14 protein-coding genes and 1 tRNA gene are annotated in these 19,159 nt (G+C 61.2%); 8 read left to right on the forward strand and 7 right to left on the reverse strand.

Going from position 1 to position 19,159, the window contains the following annotated elements; genetic code table 11:
- The first annotated feature begins 26 nt into the window (after nucleotides 1-26).
- Nucleotides 27-797, forward strand: coding sequence for a class I SAM-dependent methyltransferase (locus VES88_13255; protein HYN82466.1), 771 nt, complete (start codon nucleotides 27-29; stop codon nucleotides 795-797).
- Nucleotides 798-834: 37 nt separating this feature from the next.
- On the opposite strand, the gene VES88_13260 is transcribed toward VES88_13255, so the two are convergent.
- Together VES88_13260 and VES88_13265 are read right to left on the reverse strand one after the other, a co-directional pair.
- Entirely contained in the window at nucleotides 835-3,507 is a 2,673-nt protein-coding gene (locus VES88_13260) for a hypothetical protein (GenBank protein ID HYN82467.1), read from the reverse strand.
- A gap of 93 nt (nucleotides 3,508-3,600) precedes the next feature.
- Nucleotides 3,601-3,673, reverse strand: a tRNA-Asn gene (locus tag VES88_13265).
- A 127-nt stretch (nucleotides 3,674-3,800) separates the two neighbouring features.
- Between VES88_13265 and VES88_13270 the strand changes: the two genes are divergently transcribed.
- Nucleotides 3,801-4,604 carry an SDR family oxidoreductase gene (locus VES88_13270; GenBank protein HYN82468.1) on the forward strand — a complete coding sequence of 268 codons (804 nt, stop codon included), beginning with the start codon at nucleotides 3,801-3,803 and terminating at the stop codon, nucleotides 4,602-4,604.
- A 30-nt stretch (nucleotides 4,605-4,634) separates the two neighbouring features.
- Here VES88_13270 and uvrA read toward each other — a convergent pair whose 3' ends face one another.
- From uvrA to VES88_13285, 3 genes are all read right to left on the reverse strand, one after another.
- Nucleotides 4,635-7,475: an excinuclease ABC subunit UvrA gene (uvrA, locus tag VES88_13275; GenBank protein ID HYN82469.1), complete on the reverse strand. Its 2,841-nt coding sequence runs from the start codon at nucleotides 7,473-7,475 to the stop codon at nucleotides 4,635-4,637.
- A gap of 583 nt (nucleotides 7,476-8,058) precedes the next feature.
- On the reverse strand, nucleotides 8,059-8,319 hold the full coding sequence (locus VES88_13280) for a GlsB/YeaQ/YmgE family stress response membrane protein (GenBank protein HYN82470.1): 261 nt from the start codon (nucleotides 8,317-8,319) through the stop codon (nucleotides 8,059-8,061).
- Nucleotides 8,320-8,357: 38 nt separating this feature from the next.
- On the reverse strand, nucleotides 8,358-8,624 hold the full coding sequence (locus VES88_13285; GenBank protein HYN82471.1) for a GlsB/YeaQ/YmgE family stress response membrane protein: 267 nt from the start codon (nucleotides 8,622-8,624) through the stop codon (nucleotides 8,358-8,360).
- A gap of 125 nt (nucleotides 8,625-8,749) precedes the next feature.
- On the opposite strand from VES88_13285, the gene VES88_13290 reads away from it, so the two are divergent.
- From VES88_13290 to VES88_13315, 6 genes are all read left to right on the forward strand, one after another.
- Nucleotides 8,750-10,618 carry an ABC transporter ATP-binding protein gene (locus tag VES88_13290; GenBank protein HYN82472.1) on the forward strand — a complete coding sequence of 623 codons (1,869 nt, stop codon included), beginning with the start codon at nucleotides 8,750-8,752 and terminating at the stop codon, nucleotides 10,616-10,618.
- 75 nt (nucleotides 10,619-10,693) lie between these two features.
- Complete coding sequence (locus VES88_13295) at nucleotides 10,694-11,485, forward strand: Stp1/IreP family PP2C-type Ser/Thr phosphatase (GenBank protein HYN82473.1); 792 nt, start codon at nucleotides 10,694-10,696, stop codon at nucleotides 11,483-11,485.
- A complete protein-coding gene (locus VES88_13300) occupies nucleotides 11,478-11,663 on the forward strand; it encodes a hypothetical protein (GenBank protein ID HYN82474.1) in 186 nt (61 codons plus the stop codon). Before VES88_13295 ends, VES88_13300 begins: the two co-directional genes overlap by 8 nt.
- 75 nt (nucleotides 11,664-11,738) lie before the next feature.
- Nucleotides 11,739-12,863: a 4-hydroxyphenylpyruvate dioxygenase gene (gene hppD / locus VES88_13305; GenBank protein HYN82475.1), complete on the forward strand. Its 1,125-nt coding sequence runs from the start codon at nucleotides 11,739-11,741 to the stop codon at nucleotides 12,861-12,863.
- Nucleotides 12,864-14,057, forward strand: coding sequence for a homogentisate 1,2-dioxygenase (locus VES88_13310; protein HYN82476.1), 1,194 nt, complete (start codon nucleotides 12,864-12,866; stop codon nucleotides 14,055-14,057).
- Nucleotides 14,058-14,084: 27 nt separating this feature from the next.
- A complete protein-coding gene (locus VES88_13315; GenBank protein HYN82477.1) occupies nucleotides 14,085-16,076 on the forward strand; it encodes an acetoacetate--CoA ligase in 1,992 nt (663 codons plus the stop codon).
- Between the two features lie 208 nt (nucleotides 16,077-16,284).
- Here the strand turns inward: VES88_13315 and VES88_13320 are convergent, their stop codons facing one another.
- Both VES88_13320 and pckA read right to left on the reverse strand, forming a co-directional pair.
- Nucleotides 16,285-17,520: an HD domain-containing protein gene (locus VES88_13320; protein ID HYN82478.1), complete on the reverse strand. Its 1,236-nt coding sequence runs from the start codon at nucleotides 17,518-17,520 to the stop codon at nucleotides 16,285-16,287.
- 16 nt (nucleotides 17,521-17,536) lie between these two features.
- Nucleotides 17,537-19,159, reverse strand: a complete 1,623-nt coding sequence (pckA, locus tag VES88_13325; GenBank protein ID HYN82479.1) for a phosphoenolpyruvate carboxykinase (ATP) — start codon at nucleotides 19,157-19,159, stop codon at nucleotides 17,537-17,539.

Genomic DNA, 19,159 nt, shown 5'->3' on the forward strand with positions numbered 1-19,159 from the left:
CAGCTGCTCGCGTATGGCTGCCGCCTTTGAGCTTCCCCCGGTACAGATTCGACCGCGAGCATAACCTTCACGAGACTCGCGACACAGCTGGCCTGAATCGGCTGCGACCGGCGAGCTGGCTACGCCGCAACGATCGCGTGGTACAGCTGCGAACGGTCGAGATACTCGAGCCGCTGACGCGCGAGCTTCGCGATCCTGTAATACTCGTGGTCGGGGTTGGTGGAGGTGGCATTTACGAGTGGCTCTGGCGTGAGCCGGGCACGCTCCGGCTCGGCCTTGACGTCAACCACGAGGTGATGCGTCGCGCCGTAGCTGAGCGCGGGCCCGACAATTTTCGTCCGATCGAGGGCGATGCTGCCCGACTTCCATTTCGTGATGGAGCGGCGGACGTCGTCTTCTTCGATTTTTCGCTCCACCACCTCGCCGGCCAGGGACCGATCGAGCCTTACGTCGCAGAGGCGGCCCGCGTCGCGCGTCGCGGTGGGCTGCTCGTCGCGCGAGAGCCCTCGAGCTGGTCACCGAGCGGAGCTATGCTCAACATCCTCAACAGATTCGGCCTGATGAACCGGCTGAGCGGCGCGTCGAATTACGAGTTCGCGCTCTCACCTGCGGAAGTTCGGAAAGCCCTCGCGCGGCATGCGGACGTTGTTGCAGAGCGAGGGTTGTCCTACATGTTCGCGCATCGGCTTCCGATCTGGTTACAGAAGGGAACTGAGGCATTGGAGCCGTTGCTCTTCCGAGGGGAGCGCGCGCAACGCCTCGCTGATTTTGTTCTTTACGTTGCCCGGCGGGTTTGAATATCGGGTGGTACTACCGGAGCGCGCCCGCGATCTCTCAGCGGTCGCGCGCCTGAAATCCGAGCCCGAGTAGACTCGCGTCATTATCGCGTAGCGCGTGGTAGAGTCTATCCGCGATCATGCGGTGGCCGCGCGCATTTGGATGCCCGTCCGGAGGTGGGATCCTTATGGAATCGAGAGGCTGACCCGAGAAGACGCCGTCCAGTCGAATGACAGAAAATCCGGCCTGACTCGCCCATGTCGCGAGATCGCGCTCGATCTGCGCGTCGCCTGGCTCAGGATCCGGCCTCGGTAGCACGAGCGCAATGGCACGCACACCACGGGCCCTGGCAAGCCGGCCGATGTGCTGGAGACTCCACTGCAGAATATCGGGCACGAGCGGCTTGATTCGACCTCGGAGCTCGAGGTCGGACATTTCCCGCGTCACGCCCGCTTCACGAAGTTTTTCCCGGATCTCCGGGTAAGGTATCGGGGCTCCACGCCGCACAGCTCCAACGAGGATGTCGAGCCCTCGCCCGAAGTCGAGCTCCTTCAGCCCCACCACAAGCGCGTTCGGCGCGAAGTTGAAAGCTTTTTGCTCCGCGACGACGGCGTTCTGCAGGACTGAATAACCGCCAACAGCAAAGTTGAGAATCTCGTAGCGGCGGAGCGGCGCACCCGGACCATCCCTGTTCAGACGCTCTTCGAGGATCGACTCGAAGTTCTCCTCGACGTTCACGCTCGCTCCCATCTCATACGAGGCCCCGAGCAATGCGATCCTGTAGGCGTTTGGAGGCGGAGTCAGCGCGTATTCCTTGTCCCGCATTCCCCACTGGTTCGTCTCGAACAGCTTGCCACGGAACAATCCTCCACGATAAGCAGGAACGAGCTCGTAGGTGATGAGATCCTCCCTTCGGCGGACGAACCTCATTCGGTAAATCGGAAGGAACGCGCCCGCTTCGATGGCTTCTCTCGCGGGGTCGGCAGTCGGGTCAGCGATGGGGCGGCGCGTATCCAGCAGAGTCTCGTAATAACCACGATCTTCGCGGAACCGGTCCGCGGTATTAAGGCGATTGGTGCCAACCGTGGCAGCGAGTCGCTGAGTTGACGCGCCAAACACGCCCGTTTTGGCCGGAAGGACGACGAGCAGCAGAGCGGCGCCAAGAAGGCCGACACCGGCGGGACGAAGGCCTGGCACGATTGACCGACGTGCCCCCGGGCGGCCTCCGTCGGGGCGGCCTCCGTCGGCGCGCGGTGCGCTGCCATCGCTGATGCGTGCCGCCGTAATGTGCGCGAGGACGAGCGTGACGAAGGCGACAGCAATCGCAGCGATGAGCTTGGCGTAGCTGAGCAGTGGCGCCCGTCGTAACGATGAGAGGGTCCAAAGCCAATCGCTGAGCGAAGTGCTGCTCCAGTACGACCAGAGCACGGAAAGAAACGCGAACATGCCGAGGATATTCACAGCCCGCGCGGCTGCACCCGCGAGAGTGGCTGCGTCCCCTGCGCGTTTCCGGCGGCTCCGGGTCTCGAGCAGAGAATTCACGAGCACGCAGGCTCCGAATATTCCCCAGAACACGGCGTCATTCGTCGAGAGGGGGAAGTCCCCGCGCAGCCAGAACCATTGATATGAGTGCAGGAGCCAGGTGACGATGAAGACGCCAAGAGTTGCAACGACGACAGCCGCAGTCGTTCCCCACCGGCGCTGCAACGGGACCGACGCCGGGAAATAGAAGACCTTCACCATGAAATCCTTCCAGTCGATGCGCGTGCGTCGCCAGAAGTCGGTGAAGCCCGTAGCGAGAAGGAAGAATCGATGCGCCGGCGGGAGATTGAATCCGAACAGGCAAAGAAATCCAATCACCAGGTGAAACTGCCCCACCACCCGGAGGTAGACGAGATAGCTCGACACCATGAACCGCACGACCCCGCCCAGACTCTCCACTTGCTCGGGTGCGATCACGAGATAGTGGTAGACAAGACGGTAAGCGACCAGGTAGGCGAGGCCGAGCGCGATCCACCAGACGCCCTTCTGGTAGATCACCGTCGCTTCCGAGTCGTAGTAAGTGCGGCGATACGTGCGGTAGTCCACGACGGGAAACAACAGGAAGCAGACATTCGGCAGCAGAAAGAAATAGGAGAGCCGTATCCACACGGACGCATGCCCTCCAGGAATATTTCTGCCCGCGCGTCGCGCCAGCTCTTCGTGCCGCAGGTCGTACATGTAGATGATGATGCGGAACATGAACATCGATCCCACGACAGCGAGCATAGCTCCGGGAACTCGAAGGGGAATCTGCAACGGATCGGCTACGGCACGCAGCGCCGCAAGGCCGGTTCCCGTAAGAGCGAGCAGCCCCACGCGCACTCCGAACGGAAGCGGCAGATGACAGATCGCCACGAGTACGAAGGCGATTGCCGCCACCGTGGCGCCCTGCGCCACGCCGAGGACGAGGGCGAGAGCCGCGAGGGAAAGAAGGAGAAAGAGCTGAAGTCGATGCCTCGGCGGAAGCGAGGCATGCGCGATGAAGCCGGCGAAGACGAGCGGAAGAATGCGAGGCAGTCCTGAATCCGGCTCGATCTCGAGAGCATAGAGAAGCCCGAGCAGAACCGCGAGCTGCGCGGCGATGCCGGCATGCTGCACGATCGTGCGCGACCGATACGACGGGCGCGTTGCTCCGCTCTCGCCGGCACTCCAGGCGCTCAGCCCGCTTGCCGCGCTCGCGTCTGCCATGGTGGGATCATCGCGCGAAAAGAAAGCAAAACGGGCACTGCCGCAAGGAAGTGCCCGTTGTGATTGTCTGATGCTGGACTGAGGTTATGAAAGCTCCCGAGGAGGGACTCGAACCCCCGACCCGGTGATTAACAGTCACCTGCTCTACCACCTGAGCTACTCGGGAATGAACCCGCAATCTAGGCGGAAAATAGAGGCGAATCAACCGCGCCCCGTGGATTGCGACGGCGCGCTTCCGGCAGTGGTAGCTTCTCCGTGCAGCATCCTTCGAACGATTACTATTTTCGCCGCAAATGCCTGATAAAACACCATCGAAATCGGGAACTACAGCGCTCGTAACGGGCGGATCGAGCGGCATCGGGCTCGCGCTGGCGAGGGAGATCGCTGCGCACGGTCACGATGTCGTGCTGGCCGCCCGCAACCGTGATTCGCTCGAAGGCGCGGCGGGTGCCATCGAGGGAAAGTACGGGGTGCGCGCCCACGTCATTCCAACCGACCTCAGGCGAGCCGATGCCGCTGACAAGCTTTACGAAACCATCTCGAATGAGAAGCTCGGGATCGGGATCCTCGTCAACAACGCGGGCTTCGGCCTCGGTGGGGAATTTCTCGAGACCGACCTGCAGCGCGAGGTAGAGATGATCCAGGTCAACGTCACTGCCGTCACCCAGCTGACGAAGATCTTCGCAGCCGGGATGGTGAGGCGGCGGAGCGGACGCGTGATGAACGTCGCATCGACCGCGGCCTTCCAGCCGGGCCCGCTGATGGCCGTGTACTACGCCACGAAAGCGTACGTGCTGAGCTTCAGTCAGGCGGTTGCCGAGGAGCTCCGTGACACGGGTGTGACCGTCACGGCGTTGTGCCCGGGCGCGACAGCGACGGCGTTCGCCGATACGGCCGAGATCAGCAATTCTCGTCTCTTCACGCGGCTCGGCGTTGACGATGCGGAGAGCGTTGCCGCGTACGGGTACAAGGCGATGATGCGCGGCGAGCGCATCGCGATTCCAAGACTGCGAGACAAGATCATGATTCAAGCCGAGCGACTTGCGCCGCGCGCGCTCGTAACGAGAATGGTGCGCCAGGTGCAGGAGAATCGATAGGGGAAAAGCTGTGCCTCTGTGGCAAAGCTGTTATCGGACGCTCAGCTTTCTCCGGTTGCCTGTCGCGATTGGGACTGGAGCACGTGCCAACACGGGTGCAAGCCACCGCCCGGTATGGGATTCCGCCACATCGATGATTTCCTCGGGCCTCCCCATCGCGACCACACGACCACCCCCATGTCCTCCCTCCGGCCCGAGATCGATTACCCAGTCCGAGAGCTTGATCACGTCGAGGTTGTGCTCGATGAGCAACAAAGTGTGTCCTGCCTCCATCAGCCGGTCCATCACGTCGGAGAGCTTGCGGATGTCGTCCAGATGGAGACCCGTGGTCGGCTCGTCCATGATGTAGAGCTTCCGTCCCGTTCTCTTGCCGGCGGCCGTGAGCTCTCGCGCAATCTTGATGCGCTGCGCTTCACCTCCGGACAGGGTCGTCGCAGGTTGTCCGAGGCGGAGATACCCGAGTCCCACCTGCTGCAGCTGCCAGAGAGCCTGCCCGAGCTTTTCCTCCCGCGGAAAGAACCGAATCGCCTGATCGACAGTCAGCTCCAGAACTTCGGCAATGCTCTTTCCGCGAATACGGACGTCGAGTACCTCGGGCTGAAATCGCTTTCCGCCACACGCGTCACATGGTACGTGGACATCTGCCATGAAAACCATCTCTACCTCGAGCGACCCCGCGCCCTCGCACTCCTCGCAGCGACCGCCGGCCACATTGAAGCTGAACGTCCCCGGCGTGTACTTCCGTTGCCTCGCGAGAGGCGCATCCGCGAAGAGAGACCTGATCTGATCGAACGCCCGGATGTAAGTCACAGGGTTGGAGCGAGGCGAGCGACCGATCGGCCTCTGGTCGATCATCACGACCTCCTCTATAGCCTCGTATCCGGTGAGCGTGTCGTACTGCCCCACAGCCTCGCCAAGGTGGCGCTTGGCCGAGTTTTCCCCGGTGAGATGGGTCTCGAGAGCCCGGTAGAGAACGTCGTGGACGAGTGTGCTCTTACCCGATCCGGAAACGCCGGTGACGACAGTGAGCGCGCCAATCGGGATGCGCACGTCTGCACCCTGAAGGTTGTGCTCGCGCGCTCCAGTCACGGTGATCCACCGTGGACCGATGCGCCGGCGCTCGGAAGGAACGGGGATCTCACGCTTCCCGCTAAGGTACTCGCCGGTGAGCGGACTCTGGTCGATGCGCGACATCGGACCGGCGAACACCACGCGGCCGCCGAGCTCGCCGCTGCCTGGGCCGAGCTCCACCATGAAGTCTGCAGCTTTTATCGCGGCTGGATCGTGCTCGACAACGAGAACGGTGTTGCCTGTATCCCGCAGTCGATGCAGCAGCTTGAGAAGGCGCCCCATATCGCGAGGATGCAGGCCAATCGACGGCTCATCGAGGACATACAGCGTGTCGACGAGCTGGGAGCCAAGTGAATTCGCGAGTCCTATGCGCTGTGCCTCTCCTCCAGAGAGTGTCCGCGTTGCGCGATTCATCGAGAGGTAGTCGAGACCCACGTCGCGAAGAAACCGCACGCGCTCGCAGGCCTCGCGGAGAATGGTTTCCGCGACCTGCTGCTCGAACGGCGTCAGCTGCAACCCGTCGAGCCATTGGCAGAGCTCTCCAACCGGTATCTCGGCCACTTCAGCGATTGTGAGACCGGCGACTCGCACATTCAGAGCTTCCGGCTTGAGCTTCGTGCCGTGGCAGGTCGGACATTCCTGCGCGGTCTGATACTGTCGCAGAAAAATCCTGATGTACTGCTTGTACCGTTTTTCCTCGAGATCCTGAAGGAATGGGATGATTCCCTTGTAACCGCGCGAGCGTTTTCTGAGGAGGAGCGCTTTCTGCGCGTCCGACAGCGAGGTCCACGGAATGTCCATCGAGATTCGCTCGCGCCGCGCGAACTCAGCGAGCGCCCGACGCTTGTTGTCGTAGCGAGGCTTGGTCCAGGGATCGATGGCCCCCTCTCGAAGCGTTCGCTCCGGGTTCGGCACGATGACCGACAGGTCGTACTCGAGGACCGCCCCGAATCCATTGCAGGTAGGGCAGGCGCCACGCGGATTGTTGAAAGAGAAAAGCTGAGGCGACGGCGCGGGCGCGCGCGTGTGATCATATGCGCACTCGAACCGCTCGGTGAAGAGAAGTCGATCACCACCGTCCGCCTGAATCACGACGCATTCGCCGTCGCCGTCACGAAAAGCGGTGGCGATGGCATCGCTGAGTCGCCCCGATATCGCGGCCGCAACAGCGAGGCGGTCGACAACAACAAGGACCTCGGACACGCGGCGAAGATCTATCCGTCGTGCCGGCAGCTCATCGAGATGCAGCACCTCACCGTCCACGCTCACGCGGAGGAATCCCTGGGCGCGAAGATTTTCGACGACCACTTTGTGCGTCACGAGCTCTGAGAGACGCAGCGGGAATGCGACGTAGAATCGTGTGCCGTCCGGTAGCGCGAGGACGGTGTCGATCACCGATTGGACGGTATCGGGCTTCATTTCGCGGCCGCAGAGCGGACAGAACGTGCGACCAACCCGGGCCCAGAGAAGCCGAAGATAGTCGTAGATCTCTGTAGCAGTGCCTACCGTCGAGCGCGATGTCTTCGTTGGATTCTGCTGCTCTATTGCGACAGCCGGTGAGAGGCCCTCGATTGAGTCCACATCGGGCTTCTCCATTCGATCGAGGAACTGTCGCGCATACGCCGAGAGGGACTCGATATACCGGCGCTGCCCCTCGGCATAAATGGTATCGAAGGCGAGGGAGGACTTGCCCGACCCTGAAGGGCCGGTGACGACTGTGAAGGCGCGGCGCGGGATCTCGAGGTCGAAATTCTTGAGATTGTGCTGCCGGGCGCCGCGGATGATGATGCTTTCTTTCACTCTTCCAATCTATCCGCGCGAAGGGAATAATGCCGAACAAACACCGATTCCGAACCGATCGCAGTCCATGGATCTGCTCTCAAAACGGTCGAGCTACCGTGCCCAGCGTCTCGGTGTTTGCGGCGTCGGTCGCGGCTGGGGCTCGTCCGGCAGTCAGCTAGCGCGGAAGCAGTCTACGGAGCCCGCCTCTCCGCTGCGGCGTCTTCCAGACGCCGCGGCTTCGAAAGCCGGCGGTCTCCTCGCTGCTTCGCGACGCTGCCTGCCGGACGACCCCAGCCACTCCCTCCAACACATTGCGGCGAGTCAACGCGCGCGAAGCGCGCGCGCTTATTAACAAATATGTTGCTGCGCTCCGCCTTGGAATCGGTCTTTTGCGTCTAATTGGCGCACGATCGAAGGTCGTGGAGGGCGGGTTTGGGGTGTCTCCGGAGAGCAGCGTCTCGATGCAGCGAGGAGACCCACGGTGTTCGAAGCCGCGGCGTCTGGAAGACGCCGCAGCGAAGAGTGGGGCTCCGTAGACTGCATCCGAGCTAGCTGCTCTCGGAGACAGCCCCAAACCAGCCCGACCGCACGACTTCCTCAGCTACATACGCCGGACGATGCGACCGAGAAGCAGGAGAAGTATAGCCCCTAGAGTTGCGAGGCCGATCGACCTGAAATCAAAGCTACCAGTCGTGACCGTGCCCCAACCGATGCGCGTGCCGATGAAACCGCCAAGAAACGCACCGACAATTCCCAGAACTATGGTGACTACGCATCCCGAAGGGTCCCGCCCCGGCACCAGAAACTTGGCGAGTGTTCCGGCGACCAGACCCAGAAGAATCCAGTACAGCCAGAGCGGCATTCAGTGACCCTTCGGCACTACAAAACCAGCGGGGCTCGCTATGGAACCCGAGTTCGGCCGCGTGTTGTCATGCGATAGATCCAAAGCAGCACCAGCGCACCGACGATCGCCAGAAGAAGACTTTGCCATGTGAAGCCGTTGATGCCCAGGCCCATGATCGTATTGCCAAGGAATCCACCTATGAAGGCGCCGACGATTCCTATGATCATCGTCACGATGATCCCGCCCGGATCGTTGCCAGGCATTATTGCCTTGGCTATCGCACCAGCGATCAAGCCAAGGACGATCCATGCTAGAAAGCTCATTTCTCCTCCAATAAGGTGAATGGCAGTCCAGATGCCTGGACCGAGACCTCAGGGGAGTGCAACCTGCGTACCAGTCCCCCTGGGGCGGTGGCGAGGTGCTATGGCAGCGGTTAGCATACGGCTGAATGTCGCACCCCGCAACCCTGCACGAGGAGGAAGCGCTCGGCAAAGCGTATGACCGGCGCCTCGTGCGCCGTCTACTCAAATACATCCGACCGTATCGCGCGCTCGTCGCCGGCGCGCTGGTCCTGCTGGCATTCGCAGGTCTCCTCGAGCTCGTCGGACCAATCCTCACTCAGCGCGTAATAGATGTCGCGCTGCCCCGACGTGACACTACGATCATCACCACCTCGGTGTTTCTGTTCATTGGAGCACTGATTGCGCAATTCGTCTGTTCCTACTGGCAGACATGGCTGACGAGTCTGCTCGGTCAGCGCGTGATGCGCGACCTTCGCCTGGAAATCTTCACGCATCTCCAACGCCTCTCGATCCCGTTCTTCGACCGTAATCCCGCCGGCCGCCTCGTGACGCGGGTAACGGCTGACGTCGAAGCGCTGAACGAGCTCTTCACAGCCGGTTTCGTCGCCGCTCTCGGCGATGTCTTCACACTGCTTGCAATCAGCGCTGCAATGTTCGTCATGGACTGGAGGTTCGCGCTCGTCGCTCACGTCGTGATTCCGGCGGTTGCACTCGCGTCGCATCTCTTTCGTACGAGAGTCCGCGCAGCCTACAGAGCCATTCGCACACGCCTCGCACGGATCAACTCTTTCCTTCAGGAGCGCATCACCGCAATCAGGATCGTTCAGCTGTACGGGCAGCAAGGAGCCGAGGCAAAACGCTTCGACAAGCTCAACCGTGAGCACCTCGAGGCACACCTTCGGTCCATTCGAGTTTACGCTCTCTATTTTCCGGCGGTAGAGATTCTGATGTCGATTGGTTTGGCGTCGCTCATCGTCGCCAGCGCCTCGCGCGTCGGAGCGGGAACACTCACCGTCGGGACTGTAGCCGCTTTTCTCCAGCTGCTGCGCCGCTTCTTCGAGCCGCTTCAGGACCTGGCCGAAAAGTTCAACATCCTGCAGGCGGCCATGGCAAGCTCCGAGCGAATATTCGGGCTCCTCGATACAGAGCCTGCGTCGGACGCACGAATCGCAGTCGCAATGCCGAGGCAGCGTACTCCCGTCGAGGTAACATTCGAGGACGTCTGGTTTGCTTACGACCGCGGGCATCTTGCGGCGGGTGAGGTTTCATCGGGCGAGCGGGAGTGGGTCCTCAAGGGCGTTACGTTCACGGTGCGCCCAGGACAAACGGTTGCGCTCGTCGGACACACGGGCGCGGGCAAGACAACGATCGTCAACCTGTTGATGCGATTCTACGACCCCCAGAAGGGGCGTATCCAGGTAAACGGGTTGGATATTCGCGAAATGCCGGTGGAGGAGCTGCGCGGCCTCATCGCATACGTGCAGCAGGACATCTTCCTCTTCGCGGGCGACATAGCGACGAACATCCGGCTGTCGAATCCTCTTGGTGACGAGGCAGTCGCCGCGGCGGCGGCGCGAGTGGGCGCCGACAGAATCATCCGACGCCTGCCTGATGGTTACCGGCATCAGCTCGGAGAACGCGGCGCCTCTCTGAGCGTCGGCGAGCGACAGCTTCTTTCGTTCGCCCGCGCCGTGGCCGCCGACGCGTCGCTGCTTCTGCTCGACGAAGCAACCAGCGCTGTGGACAGCGAGATCGAGGCTGAGATCCAGCACGCGCTCTCGGTTCTGCTGGAGGGTCGGACAACGATCGCGGTGGCGCACCGTTTGAGCACGATCGTCGGAGCCGATGAGATACTCGTGCTACATTACGGTGAGATCGTTGAGCGCGGCAGCCATCGCGCTCTTCTCGATTACAGAGGGCTATATGAACGCCTGTGGCTCCTGCAAAGCGGGGAGCAAGCCGATGGTAACTCGGTGGCGGAAGCGGTGCTTGCCGCCTCTATGGGCGACGGGTAGTTTGAGGCACCTCTCGAAGTCGCAAGCCACTCCCATCAACCCCTTTCACCCGCGCGGAGCGGGGAGAGCCCGCTAGTGCATCTTGCCGTTGCCGCGCGAACCGATACAGGCAGAATGCGGCGTGGAAATGAAGACAATCTTCACGCCGACGCTAACGAGTATCGAGGGCTATTCATAGTAGCGGACGGGATGGGCGGTCATGCGGCCGGCGAAATCGCCAGCCAGATGGCCGTCGATCTGCTGTCAGCGGAGCTTGCGGATCTCAACGACCTCACCGCCCCGGACGCCGGCCCAAAGCTGTCGGAGACGCTCAGGCAGGCGAACAGGTCCGTGTACCAGCGCACGACAAAAGAGCTCGAAAAATCGGGGATGGGAACTACGGCTTCGGCGCTGCTTCTCTCGGATACGCACTACCTCATAGGCCACGTCGGCGACTCGAGAATCTACCTGCTGCGTGACGGTGTGATGAAACAGCTCACGCGCGACCATTCACTCGTGCAGGAGCAGGTCGACGCCGGCCTCATAACGGCGGAACAGGCGAGGCATCACCCGCAGAGCAACGTCATCACCTGCTGCATCGGAATGTCCGATGACATCGAGCCGGATGTGATCACGGGAGAGACGAAAGTCGGAGATGTTTTCCTCCTCGCCAGCGACGGGCTCACCGGAATGGTCGAGGACAAGCGGCTCCTCCAGCTGCTGCAGTCGCGGGCGTCGCCCGACCGCATCGTCAACGCCATGATCTCGGACGCCAACAACAACGGCGGCATCGACAACATCACGGCCATCGTCGTGAAAGTGATCACGGCCGATACGAGGTTCCAGACCGGTGAGATTACGCCGGTTCCCCAGGCGCGGCATGGATGACGCCCCCGACTCGGTCGCCGGCGTAGCCCAACTCTACCTCGGCAACATCCTTTTCGCGCTGGAGGTAGCAGCGCTCAACATGGACGAGCACCAGAAGCCCGCAGACGCGTCTTTTTACCGCGGAATTGCACGAAAACTCGCCGAAGCGAAGGGAAGAGAGGCGGTAACAGGGGACTGACACCGGCATAACTCTCGCGTTCTGATGTACTGTTAACGGTAGCTGGGAAGCGACTCAATCAGGCTGGAGATCCGAATGGCCACCGCGACACTACCCGCAGCCGAGCAGCATGCGGACACGTTCCCGATCAATGGGACCGACTATATCGAGTTCCACGTGGGTAACGCCAAGCAGGCTGCCCACTTCTATTGCAGCGCTTTCGGGTTCGAGCTTATTGCGTATCGAGGTCCCGAGACCGGAACGCGTGACCGCGCGACGTACCTGCTGCAGCAGGACAAGGTACGCCTCCTGCTGACTACGCCGATTCGCTCCGATGGAGAAATCGCCGAGCATATCCAAAAGCACGGGGATGGGGTGAAAGACATCGCGCTCTGGGTCGACGATGCGCGCGTGGCATTCAGCCTGGCCGTCGAGCGAGGAGCAAAGCCGGCCCGCGAGCCGGAGGTGCTGAAGGACGACGATGGCGAGATCGTGATTGCCGCGATTCGAACCTACGGCGACACCATCCACACGCTCGTGGAGAGGAAAAATTACCGCGGCTCGTTCATGCCGGGTTTCGTTGCGAAGGAAACCGTGTACCGGCCGAAGCCCGTTGGTCTGAAGTACGTGGACCACTGTGTCGGCAACGTCGAGCTTGGCGCGATGAACAAGTGGGTGAAATTCTACGAGCACGTTCTGGGTTTTACGAACATTCTCACCTTCGACGACAAGACCATCTCCACCGAGTACTCCGCCCTGATGTCGAAGGTGATGGCCAACGGCAACGGCCGGATCAAGTTCCCGATCAACGAGCCGGCGGAAGGAAAGAAGAAGTCGCAGATCGACGAATATCTCGAATTCTACGGTGGCCCTGGTGTGCAGCACATCGCACTCGCAACGGACGACATCATCACGACCGTCACCGAGCTGCGGGACCGCGGCGTCGAGTTCCTTCGTGTTCCGTTCACCTATTACGACACTGTCCTCGATCGTGTGGGCCACATCGACGAAGACCTTACGTCACTGAGAGATCTCGGAATTCTCGTTGACCGTGACGATGAGGGGTATCTCCTTCAGATATTCACCAAGCCGGTTGAGGACAGGCCGACGCTGTTCTACGAGATAATCGAGCGAAAGGGCGCGAAGAGCTTCGGCGCGGGCAACTTCAAGGCGCTTTTCGAGGCGATCGAACGAGAACAGGCGCTGAGAGGAAATCTCTGAGTGCCACACTATCACACGCTCGGAACAATCCCTCGCAAGCGGCACATCGTTTTCCGCAAGCCCGACGGCGGACTGTATGCCGAGGAGCTGATGGGGCACGAGGGATTTCACGGAACGTCGTCGCTCTTGTATCACATCCATCCCCCTACGACGGTGAAGTCCGTGCGACGGGTGAAGGAGACCGGGTACGAAGCGGACGCGGACCAGACTCTTCATCACCGCCATTTCCTCACGTCGCGCGTAAAGCCGGGCGGAAGTCCGACACTGGACAGAATTCCGCTCCTGTTCAACGCCGACATCGCAATGCTGTACGTGGAGCCGACGAAGAACGACGAATTTTTCTATCGGAACGCGCAGGCCGACGAGCTGGTGTACGTGAGCAAGGGGAATGGGGTTCTCGAGAGCGTCTACGGCAATCTGGAGTACGGGGAAGGCGACTACCTCGTGATTCATCGCGGGATTCTTCACCGCTTCCGAATGAATCTCGAAGGAGAGCAGACCAGGCTGGTGATATTCGAGAGCCGGGGACATGTCCGGTATCCGTCGCGCTACAAGAACGACTTTGGGCAGCTCATCGAGGGGGCGCCCTACTCGGAGCGCGACATCAGGAGGCCGATTCTGCTCGAGCCGCGCAATGAGGTGGGCGATTTCTCGCTGTATGTAAAACAGTACGACGGCATCAACGAGCTCGTGCTCGACCACCACCCGTTCGACGTCGTGGGATGGGACGGCTACTTCTATCCGTGGGCGTTCAACATTCGTGACTTCGAGCCGATAGTCGGCCGGGTGCATCAGCCGCCGCCCGTCCACCAGACTTTCCAGGGCGACGGCTTCGTAGTCTGCTCATTCTGCCCTCGCCCGTACGACTTCCATCCCGAGGCAGTACCGGCTCCGTACAACCACAGCAATGTCGACTCCGACGAGGTTCTCTATTACGCGTCGAGCGAGTTCATGAGCCGGAAAGGCATCGAGTTCGGGAGCATCACACATCATCCCGATGGAATCCCGCATGGTCCGCATCCGGGGCGCGCGGAGGCGAGCATCGGAGCGAAACACACCGACGAGCTCGCGGTGATGATGGACAGCTTCCGTCCGCTCAAGGTCGCGAAGCAGGCGATGGACATCGAGGACAAGTCGTACCACAAGTCGTGGCTGGACACGCAGCACGAGCAGTTCTCACCCCCGACGAGCTAGTCGCTTCGTCAGTGATGGGGTAGAGACTTGGATCAGCCGATTTGGAGGCCGTCGGAAGAACGCATAGCGCAGGCAAACATGTCTGCGTTTTTGCGTTATGTAAGCGACGCCGGCCCGCGCGACTACGCGGCGCTCTACCGCTGGTCTGTTATGCATCCCGATCAATTCTGGCCGGCGATCTGGTCGTTCTTTGAAGTAGTCGCCGACGAGCGGGAAGGTGATCCGTGGGACGAAGTAATTCGCGGACTTGGCCGCATGGCGCCGCCTCACCCTGAGGCCGGCCCTCGGTGGTTCATTGGTGCCCGGCTGAATTTTGCGGAGAATCTGCTGCGCCATCGAGACGATCGGGATGCGATAGTCTCGTGGAACGAGACTGGGCGGCAGGGTGCGCTCTCCTACGACGAATTGTACCGTGAGGTAGGCCGTGTTGCTGCAGCGCTTCGGGCGCACGGAATCCAGCGTGGTGATCGCGTCGCGGGCTACATGCCGAACATCCCGGAGACGGTCATCGCAATGCTTGCGGCCGCGTCACTCGGTGCGGTGTGGTCGTCGTGCTCCCCCGATTTCGGTGTCCAGGGAGTTCTGGACCGGTTCGGCCAGATCGAGCCGCGTGTTCTCTTCTGCACGGAACGGTATCGATACGCCGGCAAAGAGATCGAGCTGAGAGCGCGGATCACCGAGGTCGTTAGTCGAATTCCTTCTATCGAGAGGGTCGTCGTGGTTCCCTATGGCGGCGGGCAAGCCGATGCATCTCGTATCCCTCGCGCGCGGGCATGGGACGACTTCGCGGGCTCGGCGGAGGCTGCGGAGCTCAGCTTCGACCGACTGCCCTTCGATCATCCGCTCTACATCCTTTACTCGTCGGGGACGACCGGACTGCCGAAGTGCATGGTTCACGGAGGCGGCGGGACGCTCCTGCAGCATCTGAAGGAGCATGGGCTTCACACCGACATCAAGCGCGAGGACCGCGTTTTTTACTTCACCACGTGTGGGTGGATGATGTGGAACTGGCTGGTCAGCTCGCTTACTCTCGGCGCCACGATCGTGCTGTACGATGGCGCGCCGTTCTCGCCGAAGAACGAAAGCCTGTGGGACATGGCGGATCAGGAAGGCATCACGGTGTTCGGCACGAGCGCAACGTACCTGGCGATGTGCGAGAAGCACGGCCTTTCACCTGTCGAAAGCCATGACTTGGGCGCGCTGCGAACGATTCTGTCGACCGGAAGTCCCCTCGCCGGCCACAGCTTCGACTACGTCTACACGAAAGTGAAGCTGGATGTGCACCTGGCGAGCATCAGTGGTGGCACGGATATCGTTTCGTGTTTCGCCGGGGGAAATCCAATCGCGCCGGTGTACCGCGGCGAGCTGCAGACGCGGGCGCTGGGAATGGCGGTCCACGTGTTCAACGAGAACGGTGAGTCAGTGGTGCAGGAGCCGGGCGAGCTGGTGTGCACTCGTCCATTTGTCAGCATGCCGGTCGCATTCTGGAATGACCCCGACGGCGTGAAGTATCGCGCCGCTTACTTCGAGAGATATCCCAACGTGTGGCGCCATGGAGACTGGAGCGAGCTCACGCGTCACGACGGGCTCATCATCTACGGCCGGAGCGATGCGACGCTGAACCCGGGTGGAGTTCGCATCGGCACGGCCGAGATCTACCGCCAGGTGGAGCAGCTGCCTGACGTTCTGGAGAGTGTCGCAATCGGGCAGGAGATCGGAGACGACGCGACGGGCGATGTGAGGATCGTGCTCTTCGTTCGGCTAAGGGACGGTGCCAACCTCGATGACGCGCTGCGCGACAGGATTCGGCAGCAGATTCGCGAGAACACGAGCCCTCTCCACGTTCCGAAGAAGATCGTTCAGGTAACGGACATCCCCCGCACGATCAGCGGTAAGATCAGCGAACTGGCGGTCCGTGATGTCGTTCACGGGCGGCCGGTGAAAAACACGGAAGCGTTGGCGAATCCCGAAGCGCTCAAGCTTTTTGAGGGGCTCGCCGAACTGCGGAGTGCGGACTAACTACGGAACTACAAAGAAATGGAAAAACGATTTGGCGGATTTTAACGGATTCGGCGAATACTACAGAATTTCTTGGGAACGACGGAACGACGGATCATTATCCCGACCGTCGTTGCTGTTGACCAAAGAACCTCCGTAGTATCCGCCGAATCCGTTAAAATCCGCCAAATCGTTTTTACCATTCTGTTGTAGTTCCGCAGTTCCGTGGTTAGTTCGGAATCTCGCCAAGAAGACCCTCAACCCGCGTCCGCGAAATGTCCGTCCGCCGCGCAACGAAAACTCGGAGCCAACGCGCACTCCGATAGAGGGCTTCGGACAGGCTTGGAAGATTGATCGTTCCCGGCCAGCCTTCCCCGGTCAAGCGCTCGACCTCGCCGTTGCGTCGCAGAACCGGAATATCGAGTCCCAGCATCTGCGTCTTGATCGGGAAATCCAGCAACACCTCGCCAGGCTTCACTCCGAGCTCGGCGGCCAGCGCGTCTTCGGCTGCACGAGTGCGCTCGCGGTCGGTCGCCACCCACTCGCCGAACCCATCGTCGAGCTGGCTCGCCGGCCACTCGAGCGCTCGCTTGTAGAGTCGCCTGCTCTTGAGAGCATCGAGAAGTGAGCTCGGCGCTGCGTGCTCCAGCCGGTGCAACAGGCCCTCATCCGTATAGGAGGGCAGCAGCTCGGCGTCGATCGCCCCTACGCGAAGCGCGTCCTCCACCATTCGCTTGTACATCGCCGTCGCGCTGCGCACTGCGTGATGCCAGTACACGTTACGGTACATCTGATACTTGGCGAACAAAAGCGACTCCAGCGCCGAGAGGCCCTTTTCCAGGACGCCAATCGCGGGGTGCCCGCTCTCGGGATCATCGAGCACTAGCAGCGAGTTTGTCAGCCGATCGACGTCTATCTCGCCGTATGGAACGCCGCACATGAACGCGTCGCGCTTGAGATACTCGATCTTGTCGAGATCGAGCGAGCCTGAGATCAGTCCCTGCAGGGGACTCCGGCTGGCTCCACTGACGAGCTCGAAGACTCTCTGAGGCGCATCTGCGGCTATCCCCGCCGACAAGAGATCAGCAATTGCGCCCGCGGTAATCAGCGGGCGAGCGACATCCTCGTGATGCAGCTGACCAATTTCCTCGAGAGCATGCGAGAAGGGATAATGTCCAACGTCGTGCAGCAGGGCAGCCGCCCGTATCACGGCCTGCTCCTCTGCGTTCGCTCCGCCGAGTCCGTCGCGCTCGGCCATCGTCGCCAGCGTTGCCCGCGCGAGATGATAAGCTCCTACGGCGTGCTCGAAGCGAGTATGGGTTGCACCGGGATACACCAGGTACGCAAGACCGAGCTGCCGGACGTAACGCAGGCGTTGAAAAATATCCGTATCGATGAGCCGGAGAGTCAGCTCATCGACACGTATATTGTTCCAGAGCGGGTCGCGCAGGATTTCGAACCGCATGCGCGACCGGAGTCGTCTACCCCTTGGGGCCGGCGTTCCTGACGGCTTCGCTGGCGCTTTCGAACTTCTTGAAGTTCTCGCGGAACATGCCGGCCAGCTTCGCGGCCTGCGCGTCATAGGCGGCGCCGTCACTCCAGGTTCCGCGTGGCTCCAGAACATCGGTCGGGACGTCAGGAATGGCTGTGGGCACTGACAACCCGAAAACCGCGTCGGTCCGGTAATTCGCTTGATCCAGCTTGCCTGAGAGTGCCGCGTGGATCATCGCGCGCGTGTGGGCGAGCTTCATCCGCTTCCCGACACCATATGCCCCGCCGCTCCAGCCCGTGTTCACGAGCCAGACGTTCGACTCGTGCTGCTCGAGGAGCTCACCGAGCATGTGCGCGTACTTCGTCGGATGCCAGACGAGGAACACCGCCCCGAAGCAGGCGCTGAACGTAGCCTGAGGCTCCGTGACACCGCGCTCGGTCCCGGCGACTTTTGCCGTGTATCCCGACAGGAAATAGTACATCGCCTGATCCGGCGTCAGTCGCGCTATGGGTGGCAACACTCCGAATGCATCCGCTGTGAGGAACACGACGTTTTTCGGATGCCCGGCTCTTCCGCTGGGAACGTTGTTCGGGATGTAGCCAAGTGGATATGAAGCTCGAGTGTTTTCGGTAATGGACTGATCCTCGAACCTGACGCGCTTCGTCGTCGGGTCGAGCACCACGTTCTCGAGGATCGTTCCGAACATCTGCGTCGTTCGATAAATGTCGGGTTCGCCGTCGGGCGAGAGGTTGATCACCTTCGCGTAGCACCCGCCCTCGAAGTTGAACACGCCGTCATGTGACCATCCGTGCTCGTCGTCACCAATGAGAGATCTGTCGGGATCGGCGGACAACGTTGTCTTTCCGGTGCCCGACAGGCCAAAGAAGAGCGCGGTGTCGCCATTGTGGCCCAGGTTGGCCGAGCAGTGCATGGACAGCACACCCTGCTTTGGAAGCAGATAGTTCATCACCGCGAACATCGACTTCTTGAGCTCTCCCGCATAACGCGTCCCGCCAATCAGAATCGTCCGCTCGGCGATGTTGAGCACGATGAACGTTCCGGTGCGCGTGCCGTGCTTTTTCGGGTCAGCCTGGAACTCGGGAGCATGCAGCACCGTGAAGTTCGGATCGAACGTCGGGAGATCAGACACTTCGGGGCGGATGAACATGTTTCGCACGAACGCCATGTGCCACGCGTTTGGTGAAACGTATCGAACCGACAGACGATAATTGGGGTCGGCCCCGCAGTAGAGGTCCTCGACGAAGATCTCGTTCGCTCCATCCAGGTGCGCCCGCACATCGGCGAGAAGAACTTCGTACTTGTCGGACGAATAGGGCTGGTTGACCTTGCCCCAGTCTACGTCCTTTTCCGACGACTCTTCTTTCACTACGAACTTGTCGTTGGGCGACCGGCCCGTGTGCGGTGCGGTCCGCGCGACGAACGGCCCCATCTCGGCGAATTCGCCTTCGTTGCGCCTGGCGGCCGCGTGCATCAGCTCGGGAGCGATGAGGTTCCAGTGAACATCACCCGTCGGGTGCAGCCCCTGTTTCCCCAGGCCGATTGCACTCTCGCGGCGCGCCGACGTACGCTCGGGTCTTGTCTCCGTTGCCAT

It is taken from the genome of Gemmatimonadaceae bacterium, assembly GCA_035633115.1.
GTDB lineage: Bacteria > Gemmatimonadota > Gemmatimonadetes > Gemmatimonadales > Gemmatimonadaceae > UBA4720.

Excerpts from the sequence above, each read along its gene's own strand:
- VES88_13260 (HYN82467.1), bottom strand. The coding sequence starts at position 3,507 with ATGGCAGACGCGAGCGCGGCAAGCGGGCTGAGCGCCTGGAGTGCCGGC.
- VES88_13270 (HYN82468.1), top strand. The coding sequence starts at position 3,801 with ATGCCTGATAAAACACCATCGAAATCGGGAACTACAGCGCTCGTAACG.
- VES88_13280 (HYN82470.1), bottom strand. The coding sequence starts at position 8,319 with ATGCCGCTCTGGCTGTACTGGATTCTTCTGGGTCTGGTCGCCGGAACA.
- VES88_13285 (HYN82471.1), bottom strand. The coding sequence starts at position 8,624 with ATGAGCTTTCTAGCATGGATCGTCCTTGGCTTGATCGCTGGTGCGATA.
- VES88_13290 (HYN82472.1), top strand. The coding sequence starts at position 8,750 with ATGTCGCACCCCGCAACCCTGCACGAGGAGGAAGCGCTCGGCAAAGCG.
- VES88_13300 (HYN82474.1), top strand. The coding sequence starts at position 11,478 with ATGGATGACGCCCCCGACTCGGTCGCCGGCGTAGCCCAACTCTACCTC.
- hppD (HYN82475.1), top strand. The coding sequence starts at position 11,739 with ATGGCCACCGCGACACTACCCGCAGCCGAGCAGCATGCGGACACGTTC.
- VES88_13320 (HYN82478.1), bottom strand. The coding sequence starts at position 17,520 with ATGCGGTTCGAAATCCTGCGCGACCCGCTCTGGAACAATATACGTGTC.
- pckA (HYN82479.1), bottom strand. The coding sequence starts at position 19,159 with ATGGCAACGGAGACAAGACCCGAGCGTACGTCGGCGCGCCGCGAGAGT.